The organism is Rhodococcus sp. SORGH_AS_0301 (assembly GCF_030818285.1).
Lineage (GTDB): Bacteria > Actinomycetota > Actinomycetes > Mycobacteriales > Mycobacteriaceae > Rhodococcoides.
Window position 1 is genome coordinate 477,128 of the sequence record NZ_JAUTAC010000002.1, and the last position, 17,889, is coordinate 495,016.

A 17,889-nucleotide genomic window follows, 5' to 3' on the forward strand; every position below is an offset into this window, starting at 1 on the left:
ACGCGGGCTGTGACCCAGATCATGTGTCGTCGGCGCGCGCTTCTCCGTTCTCTGTACGACTCACCTTCATACGAACACGAGCGCGCCCGGTAGGGGCAGCGTCGAAAGGAGTGCATCATGGCCGACTTCATCGAGAAGGCTCAGAACAAGGTCGACGAGGCCGCAGGCGCCGCGAAGAAGAAGGCCGGAGAGGTCACGGGCGACGATTCGCTGCGTACCGAGGGTGCAGCCCAGCAGACCAAGGCGGACGGCAAGCAGGCCGCCGACAAGGCCGGTCAGGCTGTCGACGACGCCGCGGGTGCTGTGAAGGACAAGGCCGGGGACGTCGCAGACAAGGCGGAGAACGCGGCGAACAAGGCTTCCGACAAGGCCGACGAGGTCGCGGACAAGGCTGCCGGCAAGGCGAACGAGGTGGCCGACAAGGCCGGGGACGTCGCGGAGAAGGCAGCCGACAAGGCGAACGAGGTCGCTGCCAAGGCGCAGGACAAGGCCGGCGAGGTCGCCGATCGTGCCAAGCACGCCGCGGACAACGTCGCCCAGCAGGTGCGCAGCTTCGACGCGAACTCGTCCGACGTGAAGAAGGCCTCCGCAGTGAGCGCCCCCGTCATCGCCGCCGTCGTCGGTGCGATCGTGGCCGTCGTCGTGGTGCGCCGTCGGCGCAACGCCCCGCGCCGGGTCGCCCAGAAGCGACTGTCGGTCGCGCAGAGCTTCGGTCAGGATCTGGCCGAGACGGTGAAGCACAAGCTCGACCGCTGATCACCGAGAGATATCCGGGTCAATGCTGCGGACTGTTCGTTCGAACGAGGGGGCAGCGTTGATCTGATCACCGTGCACCGTCACCACGGAGCACAGTGACCACCATCCGAATGCGGCGTCTGCACGGGGCAGGCGCCGCATTCGTGTGTCCGGACACTGCTGACCGGTTCCGCGGGAACCGAACGTGAGTTCTGCCCGTCCATGCCTGCACACGCCGCCGACGACCGGTCGCCGGCGCCGGGCGGGGGGAGCACGGCATGGAACACACGGCTGCCGACGCGGCGACCATGGTGGACGCGGCCAGGGCGTTGGGCAGGGTGTCGCTGGATCTCGAGCGGGAGGTCGCGGAGGCCGCCTCGGTCGTCGCCGCGGTGTCCGCCTCGTGGCAGGGCCTGGCGGCGACGGCGTTCGTCGACGGGTGGGGCACCGTTCATCACGGCGCCCGGTCGGTGGTCGCGGCGCTCGAGGACTCAGCGGGTCGACTCGAGATCGCAGCCATTGCCTATGCGGGACAGGACGACACGTCCGGGGCCGCGATCGCGGGTGCGGTGTGACGGGCTACCGAGTCGACCTGGCCGAACTGGATGCCGTGGTCGTGAGGCTGACGCGGTTGGCCGAGGCCACGCGGGTCGCACTCGACGACGTGTCGGTGCGGGTGTCCGCCCTGCCGTGGGAGGGCACGGCGGCAGAGGCTCATCGCGCCGCGCAGAGCGCATGGTCGGCTGGGGCTCGCGAGATGGCGGTCGGTGTCGAGACCATGAGAGACGCTGCGCGCCGGGCACACTCGTCGTACACCGCGGCCCTCCAGTCGAACAGCCGCATGTTCGGGCGCGACTGATGGCGCCCCCGGTCGTTCTCGACGTGTCACCCGAGGTCTACGCCGAGGCGGCTCGGTCGGTGTATCGCGCGGACGAGATCATGGCGAGTGCGGTGAACGTCCACCACGGTGCGTCGCGCGCGTGGGCCGCGATGGCGGGAAGCGACGCCGCGGGTGAGCAGTGGGGCCGGGCGTACGACGGATCCGTCGTCGATCTCTCCCGCGCACTCGCCACGACGTTCTCGGCGACGTCGGTGCTGGCGCGGCTCGTCGATCAGGCGGGTGCGAATCACGTTGCGGCGGAGTCGATCGCGGTGGTTCCGAGTACCCCGCCGCCGGCAGGGCGGGCACCGTCCGCCGCGCGGCAGCTCGAGTACCCGAGCGCGGTGGGTGACCTCGGCCCGGGGCTCCAGGGTGCGGTGGAGCTGGCCGACGCGGTCGGCGTGCCGTGCCCCAACGGCGATACCGACGCACTGCGGGACGCGTCGAGCGCGTGGATCGTGCTGGGGCAGGCGATGCTCGACGCACGGTCCGAGGTGCTCGGTGCCGCAGCCGATCTGGGTGCCGTGAACGTGCCGGAGCGGGACGCGATGGTGCGGGACCTCCGTCGACTGTCCGAGGCAGTGGAAGCGGTGGCGGGTGCGTGCTCGGGGCTGGCCGCCGCGTGCCACGACTACGCCGAGCAGCTCGAGAAGACGCGCCGCGACATCCGCGACCTGATCGAGCAGTTCGCAGTGGAGGAGGCGGCGGCCGTCGCGGTCGGTATCGGGTTGGCCTTCGTGTCCGCGGGACTGTCGGCCGCGGCGGGAGCGGCGATCGCGGCCGGTCGTTTCGCACGTACCGCCTCGAGAGTGCGCGCGGTCATCGCGGCGCTGCACGCGTTCGCTCGGATGCGGCGCACCGAGACGTCGATGGCGACGGTGCGACGAGCTGCCGACGACGTGGAGGATCTGACCACTCGTGTGCCCGTCGGCCTGGACGACGTCAGTGCGGCGGAGCGTGCTGCCGGTCCGCCGCCGGCTGGGTGGTCGTCCACTCGTGCGCTCGACGACCACTTCGCGCGCCACGGCGCTGACGTGGGTGCACGGTCGGCCGACGAGTACGCCGACATCGCGGCGCGGTTCCGCACGGAGGGCTCGCATCAGGTCAAGGTCGGCCCGGACGGCACCGTGCGGATGTACGACCCGGAGACCAACACGTTCGCGTCCTACACGCCGGACGGCACCACCAAGACATACTTCAAGCCCGGATCCGGTGCGTCGTACTGGGACCGCCAACCAGGAGTTCCGGAATGACCACTCACCTCTGCCCGGTCTGCCACTACCCCGGTCTCGCGGACCCGCCGTGGTCGGAGGCGGGAGCGTCGTACGAGATCTGCCCGTCGTGCGGCTACGAGTTCGGCGTCACCGACGACGATCTGGGGGTGACGCCCGAATCCTGGCGCCGGCTGTGGATCGACCGCGGGCATCCGTGGAGTTCGACGGCACCGCCGCCGCCCGGCTGGGACGGCGCACGGCAACTCCGGCGCTGACGTGCGGGAAGGCCGGAGGCCGGTCGGTGGATCTCCAGCGTCAGGGGAGCAGGTGCGAGTACGCGGAGCACGTGGAGGCGACGCCGATGTAGACGAGTCCGTCCGACTGCTCGTCCGACCATCCGCGCACCCGCGTCCGGTCGGCGGTGTCGGCGAGGATGTCGACTCCGGTGCGTCCGACGGCGAGGTCCCGGCAGATCGAGGTGACCGAGGTGTCCATGAAGGCGGCGGTGTCCGGGTCGGTCGGGTAGCCGGCCATCTGCATGATCTCGGCGAAGGCGTCGAACGGTTCCTCGGCGGCCTGCTGGGCGAGGGGAGCGATCTGCACCGCCGGAGTGTCGAGGGCGACGGGCGAGTCGACTGCGGTGACCGGCGCGGCGGGTGCGGGGGCGTCCGAGGCACTGGCCGTGGCGGGGGCACTGTCGGACAGCACCATGGTGGTGGTGGCTGCGCCGGCGAGCACGGTCACTGCGGCGCCGATCACCGCGATCCGTCGTCCGGTGCGAGTCGGTCGCCGATGTGCTGGCATCACGTGTCCTCGGTTGGTGGGTCAGTCGCTGACTTATACCCATTTCCGAGCAGAATGTTACTGGAGTCTCACAGAAATCAGGGAGGACGCGCGCATGGAGAAGGTGACGGCCCGGACTCTCGGGGCGTGGGTCATCACGGTGAATCCCCGCAGGACCGACGTCGCCTCGTTGCTCGCCGACGGGCACGCGGGCGGTGACTGGTGCGTGGCGCCCAATTACCGTTCGCGCCTCATGGCGGCCGGTCAGCCCATCCTGCTGTGGGTGAGCAACCGATCCGGCGTGCACCCCGCGCGGGGATTCTGGGGCGTGGGGACCGTGCTCGGCCCCGCTGTCGACATGCACGATCCCGACGATCCGCGCCTTCACGTTCCCACCGAGATCACCACGCTCGGCGAGCCCGTGACGGCCGCGGAGTGCGCCGGGACGGCCGGGCTGGACCGACTCGAGATGCTCCGGTCGCCCCAGCAGTCGAATCCGTCCGTGGTCACCGCCTCGGAGTGGTCGCTCCTTCGCGCTCGTCTCGAACGGGCACCGGAGGCGCCCGGCCTTCTCTAGTGTCCGAGGTATGACAGCTGATGTTCGCGTGAGCACGGTCGACGCAGTCCTGACGAGGTCGGCGCGTCGGTACCCGGACCGGGCAGCCCTGGAGTTCGACGGTCGAACGCACACCTATGCGGAACTGGACGCGGCGGTGTCCCGCGTCGCTCGGTACCTGGTGTCGACGGGGCTCGCACCGGGAGAGCGGGTCGCGGCCTACGGCACCAACTCCGACTCCTACATCGTCGGGTTCCTCGCCTGCTGCCGTGCCGGGCTGGTGCACGTGCCGATCAACTACGCCCTCGTCGAGGACGAATTGACCTACCTGGTCGGCCAGTCCGGTGCTCGCGCGCTGCTGGTCGACGACGCTCTGGCGCCGGCGGTCGACGCCGTGCGGACGGGTCTCGATCTCGACGTCGTGCTCTCTCTGCAGGAGCTTCTCGACCTTCCCGACGTGTCGGTCGCGCTGCCCACGGTGCTGACCACCGATCTCGCCCAGTTGCTGTACACCTCGGGAACGACGTCGAAGCCCAAGGGCGCGATGATGTCTCACGGTGCGCTGGTGAGCGAGTACGTCTCGTCCGTCCTGGCACTGGCGTTCACCGCCGACGACGCCCCGCTCGTCGCGATGCCGCTGTACCACTCGGCCGGCATGCACGTGTTCGCCCTGCCGTACCTGTCGGTCGGCGCGACGGTGCGCCTGATGGCGAAGCCGGACGTCGCGGAGATCCTGCGCCGCGTCGAGGCCGACCGCATCGGTTCGCTGTTCCTGGCGCCGACGGTCTGGGTCCCTCTGGCGGGACACCCGGATCTCGAGACCCGCGATCTGTCGTCCCTGACCAAGGCGCAGTACGGGGCATCGATCATGCCGGTCACGGTGCTGGAGCGGCTGCGGGCGCGGTATCCGGACCTTCGGTTCTTCAACTGTTTCGGACAGTCGGAGATCGGTCCGTTGGCGACGGTGTTGCAGCCGGAGGAGCACGATGCACGGCCCGCCTCGTGCGGGCGCGCCGTCTTCTTCGTCGAGACGCGGGTGGTGAACGCCGACGGTGAGGACGTGGCGGACGGTGAACCCGGCGAGATCCTCTACCGCTCACCGCAGTTGTGCGACGGGTACTGGGAGAACCCGGACGCCACGGCCGAGGCCTTCCGCGACGGATGGTTCCACTCCGGTGATCTGGTGACCCGGGACGCGGAGGGATTCGTGACGGTGGTGGACCGCATCAAGGACGTCATCAACACCGGCGGCATCCTGGTGGCGTCGCGGGAGGTCGAGGACGCGATCTACACCCATCCGGCGGTGGCCGAGGTCGCGGTGATCGGCGTTCCGGACGAGAAGTGGATCGAGGCGATCACGGCGGTGGTGACGGTGAAGGACGGTCGTGCGGTGACCGCCGAGGAGATCATCGCCCACGTCTCGGGTCGCATCGCACCGTTCAAGATCCCCAAGCAGGTGCGGTTCATGGACGAATTGCCGCGTAACCAGAGCGGCAAGCTGCTCAAGCGCGCGCTGAGGTGATCGAACCGGCGTTCGGCGTGTTACCTGTGTGACTGGTGTGACTGGTGGTACTTCTGACACCGAGAGCTTCCGCGTGTCGCGGTAGCCGAATCGGTCGGGGAGTCGGTCATGCAGGTCGGTAGACGCGTTGCGCAGATTCTGTTGGTGGTGGCGACGGTGATCGCCACCCTGTCGGTGCCGACCGCGTCGGCGGCGAGTCCGTATGTCGGACGCCAGGGCATCGGGCTCAACGGCATCGACTTCCGGAGCAGCTGGAGCGCCCAGCAGGCACAGGCGACCCGGGTCGCGGGTACGGGCGCCAAGTGGGTCCGCATCGAGATCGACTGGTGGTACGTCCAGGACGGTGGGCCGACCGCCTACAACTGGTCGGGTCCGGACGGTGCTGTGGCGGCGGCCAAAGCGAAGTCCCTCAACGTCCTGCTGCTCATCCAGAAGACACCGCCGTGGGCTCGGACCACCAGCGACGGCAGCACACCGCCCACGAACCCGGACGACTACGCGACGTTCGCCGCCAAGGTCGTGAGCAGGTATGCGCCGCAGGGGGTTCGGTCGTTCGAGGTGTGGAACGAGCCGAACCTGTGGATGTTCTGGGCCGATCCGGTGACGGGTAAGCCGAACGTGCAGGGTTACGTCGATCTGCTGAAGGCGGCCTACCCGAAGATGAAGGCCGCCACCACCAGCACCATCAGCATCGTGGCCGCCGGACTGTCCCCCTACGGCACCACGGGTCAGAGCCCGGAAGGGCACGCCGTCTCACCGATCACCTACCTCGATCAGATGTACGACCTCGGCGCCGGACCGTACGTCGACGCCGTCGGCTGGCACCCGTACACCGCGCCCGCGTTGCCGAACGACACTGCCGACTGGAACGCGTGGTCGCAGATGAGCGTCGACTTCACCAATCCCGACGGCACGATCTACCAGAAGAGCGCGCGCACGATCATGACCGAGAACGGCGACGCCGGGAAGCTCATCGTCATGACCGAGGCCGGCGCCGCCACCGCGGGCGACCCGAGCGTCAGCGAGCAGGTACAGGCGACGGCCTACCGACAGGCCGTCGACAACCGCCTGTCCTATTCGTGGGCCGGGCCGATCTTCTTCTACGAGACCACAGACCGCGCCGCGATGACCGCGGTGAACCCCGACAAGGAGAACTACTTCGGGGTCTACCGCTCGAACGGGGTGGCCAAGCCGGCGGTGACCGTTCTCAAGAGCGTGCGCTGAGCTCACTCACACCCGACGCCGTCTCCGTCGCGGTCCAGGTGCGAGCCGTAGCCGGGGTCGCCCACCCTTACGGGCGCCGCACCGGCGTTCCGAGCCGCGGTGCAGTTCGTGTAGTACGTCGATCCGGACGACTCGGGAACGACGGCCGGCGCGACGTACGGAGCCGGTGCGGGTACCGGCGCGACGAACGGCACGGGCGCCGGGACGTAGGCGCGGTCTACGTCCGGCACGTCGACGTCCGGCACCTCGACGTACGGGGTCTCGACGTATGGCACCGTCGTGGTGGGCGGCGGTGCGTACACGGTGACGGTCTCGGGAGTGGTCGTGACGGCAGTGGTCGTCGACGTCGTGGTGGTCGGCCGCGGGGTGGTGGTCGTCGCGCGGGGAGTGGTGGTCGGTGCGGCCGACGTGGTGGTGAGGGTGGTCTGCGCGCTCGCGGCGACGGGTTCGGGTTCCTGCATCAGCCCCAGTCCGACGACGGACAGGCCCACGAAGGCGGCGACAGCGGCCGTGATCTTGCCCTTGTTGCCCTTCTTGCGGGCCTCGATGTGGGGCGGCTGGAACGGCGGCGGATACGCGGTCATGCAGGTCCTCAGGTGAATGGCAGCAACGGGTCACACCACACGTCGCGCGGGGCGCGCGTCACGTTACAGGGTGGTCGGTTTCCGCCGGAACGCGCTGCTCAGGGCAGTGCGGTCAGAGTTCGGACCACGTCCGAAGAATGCAGGACATCGGTGACCACGCGATCGATCCGCCCGGCGTCCTCCGCGCCGACGAGCCGTTCGATCTTCTCCAGTATCTGTGCGTGGTCCAACGGGAAATGGTCGACGTCGCCCACCGGATCCGGTGAACCGGCCGACACGGTCTCGCCGGAGACGAGAACGATGTCGACCTCCGCGGCGCGTCGGTCGGGCAGCAGCGCCGTGAGCGAGGGCGACGACTCGACGTCCACCCGTGCGCTGAACTCCTCCGCCGCACGGAAGGTCGCGCTGCCGGGCGTCAGGGTCTCCACGTCGATGCTTCCGGCCACCACCGCGGCGGACACGACGAACGGCAGCGAGAACATCGCACCGAGCCGCGTCGAGGGGTGCCGACGGAACAGGGGTTCCGCCAGCGCGTGGGTGCGGACGCGCACGCTCGCGATGTCGGCGGTATCCAGGTTCGTGCGCAGAGCCTGCACGATGTCGACGGCGGCGTGGGTGTACGAGCAGCTGGCATGGCGCTTCGCGTACCCCTGATCGAGGGCGAACGTGCCGTCCGGCGCGGGTGCGAGCCTGTCGGCATCGAGAGTGCCGACGATGTCACCCAGGGTCGTCGCCGCCGCGCCGCTGTTGTGCACCAGTCCTGCCGAGGACAACCGCGCGGCGTCGAGTCCCGCACGGACGGCGCCGCCGATCCACAGGTTCCGGGCGAAGTTGCCCGCGAGCACCACGGCCCACGGTGCGACGTGCACGAGCGCGGTCGAGGCGTCGATCGCGGCCGCCGTGCGCTCGGCGTCGAGATCCCACACGACGGCAGCGGCGGCGGCGGCGCCGGTCGCTCCCCAGTGTCCGTGGGTGTGCCACTTCGGGTCGCGGGTCAGTGCGGCGCCGAAGCGGGTGGCCACCTCGTAACCGGCCACCACGGCGGCGACGAACCGGTCGCCCGGCACCGGCTGCGCGCTGAGGCGGGCCGCTGCGACGGCGGCCGGGAGCACATGGGCGGCAGGGTGACCCGCCGCGTACTTGTTGCCCTCGTCCAGTTCGAGGCAGCACGAGGCGATCGCGTCCAGGTAGGCCGCCGTCTCCACGCCGGTGTGGGCGCCGCGGCCGACGGTGGCCGTCGTGCCCGGTTCGGCTCGCCACCGCGTGAGAAGCGCGGTCAGTTCCGGTGTCCGCGCTCCCGCCAGGGTGACGCCCAGAAGGTCGAGCAGCACGGTGCGGATCCGACTCTCGTACGCGGTACCGGTCGCGGGGAGGTCCACGCAGAAACGCGCCAGATCGTCGATGCGTAGTCGCACCTGTTCCGCTGAAAGGAACGTCGCCGAGTCGGTCATGCGACAACGCTAGGACTGACACTCGTGCTGGTCAATACATCTGCCGGACGTGATCAGGGCTGCTAGGGTCGGCATCGACAACAGTCAGGCACCCCGGTGTCTCCGGTGTCGATCCGCTCAGCGGAACAGTGCGCACCGTGAACCCAGTCCAGAGGAGAGAATCGAGCCATGTCGGACAGACTTCTCGAGGCCGTCACGGCCGGTGTACGCACGGTCGATCTCGGACGTCAGCTGCGGGTCGGTATGCCGCAGTCGCCGAATCACCCGCAGTTCTGGCACACGCTTCCGCGTCGGCACGGTGACATGACCCGGTCGGACGGCGGCAGCGCCGCGAACGACATGATCACCACCGGAACGCATGTCGGAACCCACATCGACGCGCTCGCCCACGTCTCCCACGAGGGGAAGATGCACGGCGGTGTCGACGCGGCCGAGGCCGGTGTCGGCGGCAAGTACGTCGAGCTCGGCGTGCACACGATCGCGCCGATGATCCGCCGCGGCATCCTGCTCGACATTCCGGCCGTGCGCGGGACCGAGCGACTCGAGGGCGGCGACGAGATCACGGTCGACGACCTCGAGTCCGCCTGCGCCGCTCAGGGTGTCGAGGTGTCGGCCGGCGACGTCGTGCTGATCCGCAGTGGGTGGGCGCAGTTGTTCGACGAGGGTCAGCCCTATGTCGGTGGTTTGTCCGGGGTTCCCGGCGTCGGCGAGCCCGGCGCGCAGTGGCTCGCGTCCCGAGAGGTGCACGCTGCGGGCGCCGACACCATCGCCTTCGAACGCCTCGCGCCGGGCGGTGGCCACGCGCTGCTTCCCGCTCACCGAGTCCTGCTGGTGGAGAGCGGCATCTACATCATCGAGGCCCTCGATCTCGAGGAGCTCGCACGCACCCGGACGTACGAGTTCACCTTCGTCCTGGTGCCGCTCAACATCTTCGGCGCCACGGGATCGCCGGTGCGCCCCCTCGCGGTGGTGTCGGCATGACCGAGTCCACACTCGCCCGCACGCTGGCGGAGTTCGCGGTGGAGCACTCGTTCGACGATCTGCCTGTCGACGTGGTCGACAGCATCGGGCTCCGCGTCCTCGACACGCTCGGGATCGCGATCGCGGCCACGGAACTCGACACCAGTGCGATGGCCACCGCGTGGGCGCGGGAGCAGGGCGGCCGGGCCGTCGCCTCGGCCGTCGGCGTGGAGGAGAACCTGCCGCCTACCCTCGCGGCCTTCGTCAACGGGGTGCTCGCGCACTCCCTCGACTTCGACGACACCCACCTGCCCTCGGTACTGCACCCCAGCGCGTCGGTGGTACCGGCCGCACTCGCCGCGGCGCAGCAGCACGGTGCCTCCGGCCGGGACCTTGTGCGCGGCATTGCGATCGGCCTCGAGGTGTGTGTCCGCCTCGGCATGGCGGGTTTCGATCCGGAGACGAAGAACTCGGTGTTCTTCGAGAACGGGCAGCACGCCACGTCCATCTGTGGAGCCATGGGCGGTGCGGCCGCTGCCGCGGTGATCGGCGGCGCCTCGGCTGACGGCATCGTCGACACGCTCGGTATCGCGGCGTCGATGGCGGCCGGCATCATCGAGGCGAACCGCACCGGTGGCACGGTCAAGCGCATGCACTGCGGGTGGGCGGCGCACTCCGGCGTGTCCGCGGCGGGTCTCGCTCGGCATGGCATCACCGGACCGCCGACGGTGCTCGAGGGCAGGTTCGGATTCTTTCAGGCGTGGCTGCACCAGAGCGGGCGCGCTGCCGAGATCACCGACGGCCTGGGCAGCACCTGGGCCGCGCCGGGTCTCTTCGTGAAGCCCTACCCGGCCAACCACTTCACGCACGCGGCTCTCGATGCGGCGGCGGCGTTGCGGAATCGGGGCATCGCGCCGGCGGACGTCGAGAAGTACGTCCTCGGTGTCCCGGCCGCGAACCTTCGGACCATCGGTGAACCCATCGAGGTCAAGCGCACCCCGCAGACCGGGTACATGGCTCAGTTCAGCGGGCCCTACGCGGTGGCGGTGGGCATGCTCGGTGGCGGTGGACTCGGTGCGGTACTGGACGACTACACCGACGAGAAGGCCACGTCGACGGAGCGTCGCGACATCATGGCGCGCGTCGACGTCGTCCCGGACGCGCAGTGCGACGCCATCTTCCCGCACCAGTTCCCGGCCGTTCTCACGGCGTATCTCAGCGACGGCACCACCGTCGTCGAAGAGGTGTTGACCACGCGCGGTGGACCGGAGCGGCCGTTGTCGTTCGAGGACGTTCGAGCGAAGTTCGCGGCCAACGTCGACGGCCTGCTGAGCGTGCAGGCAGCCGACGCCTTCGCAGCGCAGTGCACCGGCCTCGCCGACCTCGAGGACCCGGGCGTGCTGTTCGATTCGATTCGTACTCTGGGGAATTAGAGTCGGACGCGGGCCAGGATCTCCCGGGCGCCGCGGACCACGGCCTCGTCGACGAAGCGTCCGTCGTCGTCGACCGTGGGCCCGCCGGCCGCCCGGTCGAACAGGTCGACGAGGCGTTCGGCCCGGCGCACGTCGTCCGCCGCCGGTGTCAGGGCATCGTTGATCACGGGCACCTGACCGGGATGCACCGCGGTGCGGGAGCGGAAGCCCATGTGCACGAAGTGCGCGGTGGTGGTGACGAATGCGTCGAGGTCGCGGAACTCGGTGGAGGTCGGTGCGATCGGTGCCTCCAGACCCGCTGCTGCGCAGCCGATCACGATGTCCGCGCGGATGGCGTCGACCACGTGGTCGGTGTCCGCCGCGCGGGTGATCCGCAGATCGGCCAGCAGGTCCACCTCGCCGATGCCGACGGTCACCAGTCGGGAACTGCTCGCCAGGTCGGTCAGGCCGCGCAGGGTGGCCGCGGTCTCCACCAGACCCACCATCGCGATGTCCGCGTCTCCGAGTCGCTCGTCCGCCTCCGCGAGGGAGGCCGCCCCGCACTTGGCCACGATGATCCCGGTGACGCCGGGTCGGGCCGCCGCGGCGAGGTCCTCGGCGAGGAACTCGGGTGTCACGCGAACCCACACCTGCGCTCCACCGTCGCGCGGTCGGTCCAGCCACTGCGCGACATCGGTTCTCGCCGTGTTCTTCTGCTCGAGTGGGACCGCGTCCTCGAGGTCGAGGATGACGGCGTCGGCCGGTCCCGAGACGGCCTTGTCGAACAAGGCGGGCTTCACGGCCGGCACGTAGAGGAACGAGCGCGGCATGCGGCGGGTCATCGGGCGGCCCGCGCTTCGAGGCTCTGCGTGATCGCGCGCGCGGCGGCCAGCACCTGACCGGCGTGCGCCACGTGATCGTCGTCGGCGGTGGAGGAGTAGCGGAAGGCCGGTCCGGAGGAGCTGACCGAGCCGAGCACGTGGCCGGCCGCGTCGAAGAACGGGGCGGCGATGGAGGCGGCGCCGGTGTTGCGCTCGTTGATGGAGGTCCCGTAGCCGGTGTCCCTGATCTCCTGGAGCCGGGCCAGGAACGTCGTCTCGTCGGCGTCCGGAGTGCTGCCCCGCAGCTCCTCGAAGGCCTCGTGCGCGTAGTGCGGCGGAAGGAACGCGAGGATGGCGCGGCTCGAGGCGCCGGAGTGCAGCGGGTACTGCGGGCCGATCTCCACCACCATCTTCACCTCCTGCGGGCTCTCGTACTGGTCCAGGTAGACCCGCCGATGCCCCACCAGGACGGACAACGTCGCCGTCTCGAGGGTCTGCGCACGTAGTCGGCGCAGGATGGGAGCGGCGATGGAACGGACGTCGAGCTGGCTCCATGCCTTCGTACCGAGTCCGATGGCCGCCGGGCCGAGGGAGTAGGTGGACTCGCCCGCCACCGGCTGCACGATCGAGCGCGATGCCAGGGACTGCAGGATCCGGTGCACCACAGCCTTGCTCAGGTCCAGGCGGCGCGCGAGCTCCGTGACTCCCAGTGCCCGGTCGGACTGCGCGAAGGACAGCAGGACGTCGGCCACCCGATCCGCCGATTCGGTTCCCGTCGACGCGGAGTCGGTGCCGGTCGAGCTGGTAGTTGCGGCCATGGGGCCAACCTTCCACATTCGCTGAGTACGTGCGCGGCTTCGGCGCGTTCCGCTGAGCGAACCATACCCGTAACAAGAAAGTCATCAAAGAGCCTGTTCTGACCCAGTGATGCGTGTAATACTCAGTACTGCAGGGAATAGCCACCCACTAAGTGGTGCGCTGAGCGGAACACAGGCCGTGTCCTTCGGTCACACGGTTTCCCGAGACTCGGCGCCTCGATCGGCGCGGAAGGCAGATCCAATCATGAGAAAAGTCGTAGGCGTGCTCGCCGCAGTGGCCCTTCTGGGCACGGCTGCGTGTGGATCCTCGTCCGGATCGGACGGTTCGGGTCCCATCAAGATCGGATCCGTGCACCCCACCACCGGTGCGCTGGCCGGTGTCGGTGGACTGATGAACGACGGTGCCGCACTGGCCGTCGAGGACATCAACGGTGCCGGCGGTATCTCCTCGCTCGAGGGGCGTCCACTGGAACTCGTCACCGGTGACAGCCAGGGCAAGGCGGAGGTCGGCCAGAGTGAGGCGCAGCGTCTGATCGACGACGGCGCAGTCGCCCTGGTGGGCACCTATCAGAGTGACGTGACGCAGAACGTCGCATCGGTCGCCGAGCGCTCGCGAGTGCCGCTGGTCATCGACGTCGCGGTCGACGACAAGATCCTCGACCAGGGTTACCAGTACGCGTTCCGTATCCAGCCGAACGCCTCCAGCATGGGTACCGACGGCGCCAAGGCGCTCGCGGCCATCGAGGAGCAGACCGGCCAGCCGATCGATCGCGTGTCGTACCTGCACATCGAGGGCTCGTTCGGTGACAGCGTGTTCGACGCCTTCGAGAAGGAGGCCGCGAACCAGGGCATCTCCTCGGTGCAGGAGATCACGTACCCGGCCACCAACTTCTCCGACGCCACGACGCAGGTGCGCGAGGCCGCGGTCTCCAACCCCGACGTCATCGTCGCGACGGGCTATTACCCGGACGGTCTGCTGATCGCGAAGGCCGTCGAGCAGTTGAACGTGAACGTCAAGGGTGTCTACGGCATCGCCAACGGCGCCTTCGACGACAGTTCCTTCCCGGCTGCCGCCGGCACCGCCGGTGAGGGCGTGCTGTCCGCCAACTACCACTTCGACGCCACCAGCGACCGGGTCAACGACATCCGCTCGCGCTTCGAGGAGAAGTACGGCCGTCCGATGGAGACGGCGGCGATGCTGTCCTACCAGGCCGTCGAGGTCATCGCGGCGGGACTCGAGGACGGCGCCGACGCGGATCCGGAAGCGTTGCGCGAGGCCATCTCCGGCGTCACCATCGACGATCCGCTGCTCGCCTTCTCCGGTCCCATCCAGTTCGACGAGACCGGTCAGAACTCCAACGCGACCGTCATCGTGATGCAGGTGCGCGACGGCCAGGTCACCCAGGTCTTCCCGGACGAGTTCGCCACCGAGGCCATCGAGTTCCCCGCGGGAGCGGGCCGGTGACGGTCGTCGCCGAGAGCGCGGCCACGGAGAAGACCCGGCGCGCCGTGAATCCCGGCGTCGCCGTCGGGGGAGCGCTCGTGGTGATCCTCGCCGTCATCTTCTTCGTCGGCGGCAAGGACCAGGGTCTGGTCGGCCAGGCCATCGTGTCCGGTCTGCTGCTCGGCGGGGTCTACGCGCTGATCTCGGTCGGCCTGACACTCATCTTCGGTGTGCTCGGCATCGTGAACTTCGCCCAGGGCGCGATGCTCACCCTGGCGATGTACATCGTGTACGCGCTGTCGACGGCAGGGTTGCCCGTCTACGTGGCAACGCTTCTCGCGGTTCCCGTCATGTTCGTGTTCGGCATGATCGTGCAGGCCACCCTGCTCACCAAGCTCACCATCGGCGGGAGCCACGAGGGTCCGCTACTGGTGACACTCGGGTTGTCGTTGCTCATCATCAACGTGCTCCTCATGGTCTTCGGTGGTCGGCCCAAGTCGGTCGAGGCGCCCGTGGACGGATCGATCTCGATACTCGGCACCGTCGCGGCCTGGCCTCGGGTGCTCGCGTTCGTCGGTGCCGCGGTCGTGGCCATCGCGCTGAAGTCGGTGCTCGAACGCACGCGCCTCGGGTTGTCGATCCGCGCGGTGGCGTCGAACTCGGAGGGCGCCAAGCTCGTCGGAGTCGACATCGGCCGCGTCTACGCGCTGACGTTCGGTATCGGCGCGGCCTGCGTGGCCGTCGCCGGCGGTCTGATGACACCGTTCACGTCTCTCACCCCGTCGGTGGGCGAGCAGTTCACGATTCTCGCCTTCGTCATCGTGGTGCTGGGCGGTCTCGGCAGTGTCGTCGGAGCCATGGTCGGCGGCATCGTCATCGGTCTGGTCCAGACGGTCGGCGCCCTGTACCTCCCCGGCACCGGATCGCTGATCCTCGTCTTCGCCGTGTTCGTCATGGTGCTCTTTCTCAAGCCCGAAGGTCTGTACGGAGGACGCCGATGACCACCACGACGGATGTCTCGACGGACTCCGCGTCCGACACGCGGCTGAAGGACTCCTGGCTGCGACGCCAGTTGCTCACGCTCGTCATCGGATTCGTGGTCGTCGCCGCGTTCCCGCTCGTGCTCGGCGAGCAGGCGCAGACGGTCGCGGTCCGGACGCTGATCTTCGCGATCATGGCGGTCGGCTGGAACCTCATGAGCGGCTTCGGCGGCATGTTCAGCTTCGGTCACGCGGCGTTCTTCGGCATCGGCGCGTACACCGGTGCGTATCTGCTGGTGGAGCACGGCATCTCGCCGTGGATCTCCATGCTCGTCGGCGCCGTGGTGTCCGCCGCGGTGGGCACCACCATCGCCTACCTGTGCTTGCGCTACCGGCTGGCCGGGTCGTACTTCGCCCTGGCGACGTTCGCCTTCGCGCAGATGTTCCTGCTGCTCGTGCAGAATCTCGAGGTCTTCAACAAGACCGAGGGCTTCAACGTGCCGATCCTGCCGCGCGATTCGTGGTGGATGCTGCAGTTCGAGAAGGGCAGTGCCAACTACCTGTGGATCCCGTTGGTGATCCTGGCGCTCGCGGTGCTGGGCACCATCTTCTACGTCCGGTCCCGCCCGGGGCAGTACGTGCAGGCGATCCGTGACGACGCCACCGCGGCAGCCTCTCTCGGCATCGACACGATGAAGTACCGGCTCATCGCGGTCGCGGCGAGCTGCGCCCTCACGGCCGTGGCCGGCGTGTACTACGTGCAGTACTACTTCTTCGTGGGCCCCGAGCAGGCATTCGGATCCGCGGTGTCCGTCGAGGCCATCGTCCCGGCCGTCATCGGCGGCATCGGGACCATCTGGGGACCGGTGCTCGGCGCCGCGGTCATCGGGCCGCTGTCGGAGCTCATCAACGAGCTGCTGCGCAACCCGCCCGCGTTCCTCGAGTTCCTGCAGGGATCCATCGGACTCGACGTGGCGGTCTACTCGGTGATTCTCATCCTGATCGTGATCTTCCTGCCCAAGGGGATCTTCGGCACGATTCGCGAGAGGTGGCGCAAGTGAGCGTCCTCAGTATCGAGAATCTCAGCAAGTCGTTCTCGGGCATCCACGCGGTGCGCGACGTCAGCATCGACGTCCCGGACGAGCAGTTTCTCGGCATCATCGGCCCCAACGGCGCCGGCAAGACCACTCTGTTCTCGCTGTTGGCCGGCGAGCAGCCGCCGACGTCGGGTCGCGTGATCTTCGACGGCACCGACATCACGGGGTGGCCCGCGGACCGCATCGCGCGCGCTGGGTTGGTGCGTACGTTCCAGTTGATGCGGCCGTTCGAGTCGATGTCCGTTCTCGAGAACGTCACCATCGCCGCACTGTCCAAGCGTAAGTCGCGGAAGGACGCGCGTCGGCACGCTCTCGAGGTGCTCGACCGGGTGCAGCTCTCCGACCAGGTGGGCGGGACGGTGTCGACGATGTCGACGGCCGGACTCAAGCGCCTGGAGCTGGCCCGCGCTCTTGCCATGGAACCGCGGGTCGTCCTGCTCGACGAGGTGCTCGCGGGACTCGTTCCGGCGGAACGTGCGCCGATGATCGAGCTGCTGCGCTCTTTGCACAGCGGCGGGCAGACCGTCCTGTTCGTCGAACACATCATGGCCGCGGTCATGGCGTTGTCCGAGCGTCTGGTCGTCATGCACGAGGGCGCGGTCCTCACAGCGGGGGATCCGCGCACCGTCATCGAGGACCACCGCGTCGTCGAGGCCTATCTGGGTGAGGAGACCGCATGATGCTCGAGATCGACGATCTGCACGCCGGCTACCGGCGACTGGAGATCCTGCACGGTGTCACGATGCATCTGGAGAAGGACGAGATCGTCTCTCTCATCGGAGCCAACGGCGCCGGCAAGACCACGACGCTGCGCGCCCTGTCGGGTCTGGTCACGCCCAGCAAGGGCCGCATCATGTTGGACGGCGACGACATCAGTGGCAACCGCGCCGATCGCATCGTCCGGTCGGGACTGGTGCACGTCGCCCAGGACCGCGCACTCTTCGGTTCGCTGCCGGTCTCCGAGAACCTGGAGATGGGCGCGTACACCCAGAAGCGCGGGTCCACGAAGGAGTCGCTCGACCGCGTCTTCGATCTGTTCCCCATTCTCGCCGAGCGGCGGACCCAGCGCGCGGACACCATGTCCGGCGGTCAGCAGCAGATGCTGGCCATCGGCCGCGCCATGATGTCGAAGCCGCGTGTGCTCACGCTCGACGAACCGTCCGTCGGCCTGGCGCCGAAGCTCGCCGCCGAGGTCCTCGAGGCCATCGTGCGGATCCGCGAGACCGGGGTGACCGTGCTGATCGTCGAGCAGAACGCCGCACAGGCACTCGCGATCTCCGACCGCGCCTACGTCATCGAGAGCGGATCCATCGTGCTCACCGGTACGGGAGCCGAGCTCGCCCACGACGATCGCGTCAAGGCTGCGTACCTCGGCATCTGATGCCGCACCTCTCGTCAGGAGTTTCCC

At 68.8% G+C, this 17,889-nt stretch carries 20 protein-coding genes; 15 read left to right on the forward strand and 5 right to left on the reverse strand.

The window, feature by feature from the left end; all coding sequences use genetic code 11:
• Nucleotides 1-117 precede the first annotated feature (117 nt).
• From QE397_RS02825 to QE397_RS02845, 5 genes are all read left to right on the forward strand, one after another.
• Complete coding sequence (locus tag QE397_RS02825; RefSeq protein WP_261778159.1) at nt 118-756, forward strand: hypothetical protein; 639 nt, start codon at nt 118-120, stop codon at nt 754-756.
• Nucleotides 757-1,013: 257 nt separating this feature from the next.
• Nucleotides 1,014-1,310: a WXG100 family type VII secretion target gene (locus QE397_RS02830; RefSeq protein ID WP_307091547.1), complete on the forward strand. Its 297-nt coding sequence runs from the start codon at nt 1,014-1,016 to the stop codon at nt 1,308-1,310.
• Nucleotides 1,307-1,594 (forward strand): WXG100 family type VII secretion target, encoded by a 288-nt coding sequence (locus tag QE397_RS02835; protein WP_307091549.1) that lies wholly within the window; start codon nt 1,307-1,309, stop codon nt 1,592-1,594. The genes QE397_RS02830 and QE397_RS02835 overlap by 4 nt, the downstream gene beginning before the upstream one ends.
• Entirely contained in the window at nt 1,594-2,868 is a 1,275-nt protein-coding gene (locus QE397_RS02840) for a hypothetical protein (RefSeq protein WP_307091550.1), read from the forward strand. Before QE397_RS02835 ends, QE397_RS02840 begins: the two co-directional genes overlap by 1 nt.
• Nucleotides 2,865-3,104, forward strand: a complete 240-nt coding sequence (locus QE397_RS02845) for a hypothetical protein (RefSeq protein ID WP_222639501.1) — start codon at nt 2,865-2,867, stop codon at nt 3,102-3,104. Before QE397_RS02840 ends, QE397_RS02845 begins: the two co-directional genes overlap by 4 nt.
• 40 nt (nt 3,105-3,144) lie before the next feature.
• On the opposite strand, the gene QE397_RS02850 is transcribed toward QE397_RS02845, so the two are convergent.
• Complete coding sequence (locus QE397_RS02850; RefSeq protein WP_222632946.1) at nt 3,145-3,633, reverse strand: hypothetical protein; 489 nt, start codon at nt 3,631-3,633, stop codon at nt 3,145-3,147.
• Nucleotides 3,634-3,727: 94 nt separating this feature from the next.
• On the opposite strand from QE397_RS02850, the gene QE397_RS02855 reads away from it, so the two are divergent.
• The 3 genes from QE397_RS02855 (at nt 3,728) to QE397_RS02865 (ending at nt 6,914) form a co-directional block, all read left to right on the forward strand.
• Nucleotides 3,728-4,189: a hypothetical protein gene (locus QE397_RS02855; RefSeq protein ID WP_056442050.1), complete on the forward strand. Its 462-nt coding sequence runs from the start codon at nt 3,728-3,730 to the stop codon at nt 4,187-4,189.
• Nucleotides 4,190-4,199: 10 nt separating this feature from the next.
• Nucleotides 4,200-5,690: a fatty acyl-CoA synthetase gene (locus QE397_RS02860; RefSeq protein ID WP_307091554.1), complete on the forward strand. Its 1,491-nt coding sequence runs from the start codon at nt 4,200-4,202 to the stop codon at nt 5,688-5,690.
• A gap of 108 nt (nt 5,691-5,798) precedes the next feature.
• Entirely contained in the window at nt 5,799-6,914 is a 1,116-nt protein-coding gene (locus tag QE397_RS02865) for a cellulase family glycosylhydrolase (protein WP_307091556.1), read from the forward strand.
• 2 nt (nt 6,915-6,916) lie between these two features.
• Here the strand turns inward: QE397_RS02865 and QE397_RS02870 are convergent, their stop codons facing one another.
• Both QE397_RS02870 and QE397_RS02875 read right to left on the reverse strand, forming a co-directional pair.
• A complete protein-coding gene (locus tag QE397_RS02870) occupies nt 6,917-7,498 on the reverse strand; it encodes an excalibur calcium-binding domain-containing protein (RefSeq protein ID WP_307091558.1) in 582 nt (193 codons plus the stop codon).
• 98 nt (nt 7,499-7,596) lie between these two features.
• Nucleotides 7,597-8,949 carry an MmgE/PrpD family protein gene (locus tag QE397_RS02875; RefSeq protein WP_307091560.1) on the reverse strand — a complete coding sequence of 451 codons (1,353 nt, stop codon included), beginning with the start codon at nt 8,947-8,949 and terminating at the stop codon, nt 7,597-7,599.
• A gap of 168 nt (nt 8,950-9,117) precedes the next feature.
• Here QE397_RS02875 and QE397_RS02880 point away from each other — a divergent pair, with 168 nt between their 5' ends.
• Nucleotides 9,118-9,930 (forward strand): cyclase family protein, encoded by an 813-nt coding sequence (locus QE397_RS02880; protein ID WP_307091562.1) that lies wholly within the window; start codon nt 9,118-9,120, stop codon nt 9,928-9,930.
• Entirely contained in the window at nt 9,927-11,342 is a 1,416-nt protein-coding gene (locus tag QE397_RS02885) for an MmgE/PrpD family protein (RefSeq protein ID WP_307091565.1), read from the forward strand. The genes QE397_RS02880 and QE397_RS02885 overlap by 4 nt, the downstream gene beginning before the upstream one ends.
• Here the strand turns inward: QE397_RS02885 and QE397_RS02890 are convergent.
• Both QE397_RS02890 and QE397_RS02895 read right to left on the reverse strand, forming a co-directional pair.
• Nucleotides 11,339-12,151 carry a CoA ester lyase gene (locus QE397_RS02890; protein ID WP_307091567.1) on the reverse strand — a complete coding sequence of 271 codons (813 nt, stop codon included), beginning with the start codon at nt 12,149-12,151 and terminating at the stop codon, nt 11,339-11,341. The genes QE397_RS02885 and QE397_RS02890 overlap by 4 nt on opposite strands.
• Before the next feature lie 8 nt (nt 12,152-12,159).
• Nucleotides 12,160-12,960, reverse strand: coding sequence for an IclR family transcriptional regulator (locus QE397_RS02895; RefSeq protein ID WP_222645593.1), 801 nt, complete (start codon nt 12,958-12,960; stop codon nt 12,160-12,162).
• 244 nt (nt 12,961-13,204) lie between these two features.
• Here QE397_RS02895 and QE397_RS02900 point away from each other — a divergent pair, with 244 nt between their 5' ends.
• From QE397_RS02900 to QE397_RS02920, 5 genes are read left to right on the forward strand one after another with little or no spacing between them, the layout of a single operon-like run.
• Entirely contained in the window at nt 13,205-14,425 is a 1,221-nt protein-coding gene (locus QE397_RS02900; RefSeq protein WP_027504754.1) for an ABC transporter substrate-binding protein, read from the forward strand.
• Nucleotides 14,422-15,405, forward strand: a complete 984-nt coding sequence (locus tag QE397_RS02905; RefSeq protein ID WP_027504755.1) for a branched-chain amino acid ABC transporter permease — start codon at nt 14,422-14,424, stop codon at nt 15,403-15,405. Before QE397_RS02900 ends, QE397_RS02905 begins: the two co-directional genes overlap by 4 nt.
• A complete protein-coding gene (locus QE397_RS02910) occupies nt 15,402-16,445 on the forward strand; it encodes a branched-chain amino acid ABC transporter permease (protein ID WP_056442070.1) in 1,044 nt (347 codons plus the stop codon). Before QE397_RS02905 ends, QE397_RS02910 begins: the two co-directional genes overlap by 4 nt.
• Entirely contained in the window at nt 16,442-17,161 is a 720-nt protein-coding gene (locus QE397_RS02915; protein WP_197027740.1) for an ABC transporter ATP-binding protein, read from the forward strand. The genes QE397_RS02910 and QE397_RS02915 overlap by 4 nt, the downstream gene beginning before the upstream one ends.
• Nucleotides 17,158-17,862, forward strand: coding sequence for an ABC transporter ATP-binding protein (locus QE397_RS02920; RefSeq protein WP_222645601.1), 705 nt, complete (start codon nt 17,158-17,160; stop codon nt 17,860-17,862). Before QE397_RS02915 ends, QE397_RS02920 begins: the two co-directional genes overlap by 4 nt.
• Nucleotides 17,863-17,889: the final 27 nt, after the last annotated feature.

Excerpts from the sequence above, each read along its gene's own strand:
- QE397_RS02825 (WP_261778159.1), top strand. The coding sequence starts at position 118 with ATGGCCGACTTCATCGAGAAGGCTCAGAACAAGGTCGACGAGGCCGCA.
- QE397_RS02830 (WP_307091547.1), top strand. The coding sequence starts at position 1,014 with ATGGAACACACGGCTGCCGACGCGGCGACCATGGTGGACGCGGCCAGG.
- QE397_RS02840 (WP_307091550.1), top strand. The coding sequence starts at position 1,594 with ATGGCGCCCCCGGTCGTTCTCGACGTGTCACCCGAGGTCTACGCCGAG.
- QE397_RS02845 (WP_222639501.1), top strand. The coding sequence starts at position 2,865 with ATGACCACTCACCTCTGCCCGGTCTGCCACTACCCCGGTCTCGCGGAC.
- QE397_RS02850 (WP_222632946.1), bottom strand. The coding sequence starts at position 3,633 with ATGCCAGCACATCGGCGACCGACTCGCACCGGACGACGGATCGCGGTG.
- QE397_RS02855 (WP_056442050.1), top strand. The coding sequence starts at position 3,728 with ATGGAGAAGGTGACGGCCCGGACTCTCGGGGCGTGGGTCATCACGGTG.
- QE397_RS02860 (WP_307091554.1), top strand. The coding sequence starts at position 4,200 with ATGACAGCTGATGTTCGCGTGAGCACGGTCGACGCAGTCCTGACGAGG.
- QE397_RS02865 (WP_307091556.1), top strand. The coding sequence starts at position 5,799 with ATGCAGGTCGGTAGACGCGTTGCGCAGATTCTGTTGGTGGTGGCGACG.
- QE397_RS02870 (WP_307091558.1), bottom strand. The coding sequence starts at position 7,498 with ATGACCGCGTATCCGCCGCCGTTCCAGCCGCCCCACATCGAGGCCCGC.
- QE397_RS02875 (WP_307091560.1), bottom strand. The coding sequence starts at position 8,949 with ATGACCGACTCGGCGACGTTCCTTTCAGCGGAACAGGTGCGACTACGC.
- QE397_RS02880 (WP_307091562.1), top strand. The coding sequence starts at position 9,118 with ATGTCGGACAGACTTCTCGAGGCCGTCACGGCCGGTGTACGCACGGTC.
- QE397_RS02885 (WP_307091565.1), top strand. The coding sequence starts at position 9,927 with ATGACCGAGTCCACACTCGCCCGCACGCTGGCGGAGTTCGCGGTGGAG.
- QE397_RS02890 (WP_307091567.1), bottom strand. The coding sequence starts at position 12,151 with ATGCCGCGCTCGTTCCTCTACGTGCCGGCCGTGAAGCCCGCCTTGTTC.
- QE397_RS02895 (WP_222645593.1), bottom strand. The coding sequence starts at position 12,960 with ATGGCCGCAACTACCAGCTCGACCGGCACCGACTCCGCGTCGACGGGA.
- QE397_RS02900 (WP_027504754.1), top strand. The coding sequence starts at position 13,205 with ATGAGAAAAGTCGTAGGCGTGCTCGCCGCAGTGGCCCTTCTGGGCACG.
- QE397_RS02910 (WP_056442070.1), top strand. The coding sequence starts at position 15,402 with ATGACCACCACGACGGATGTCTCGACGGACTCCGCGTCCGACACGCGG.
- QE397_RS02920 (WP_222645601.1), top strand. The coding sequence starts at position 17,158 with ATGATGCTCGAGATCGACGATCTGCACGCCGGCTACCGGCGACTGGAG.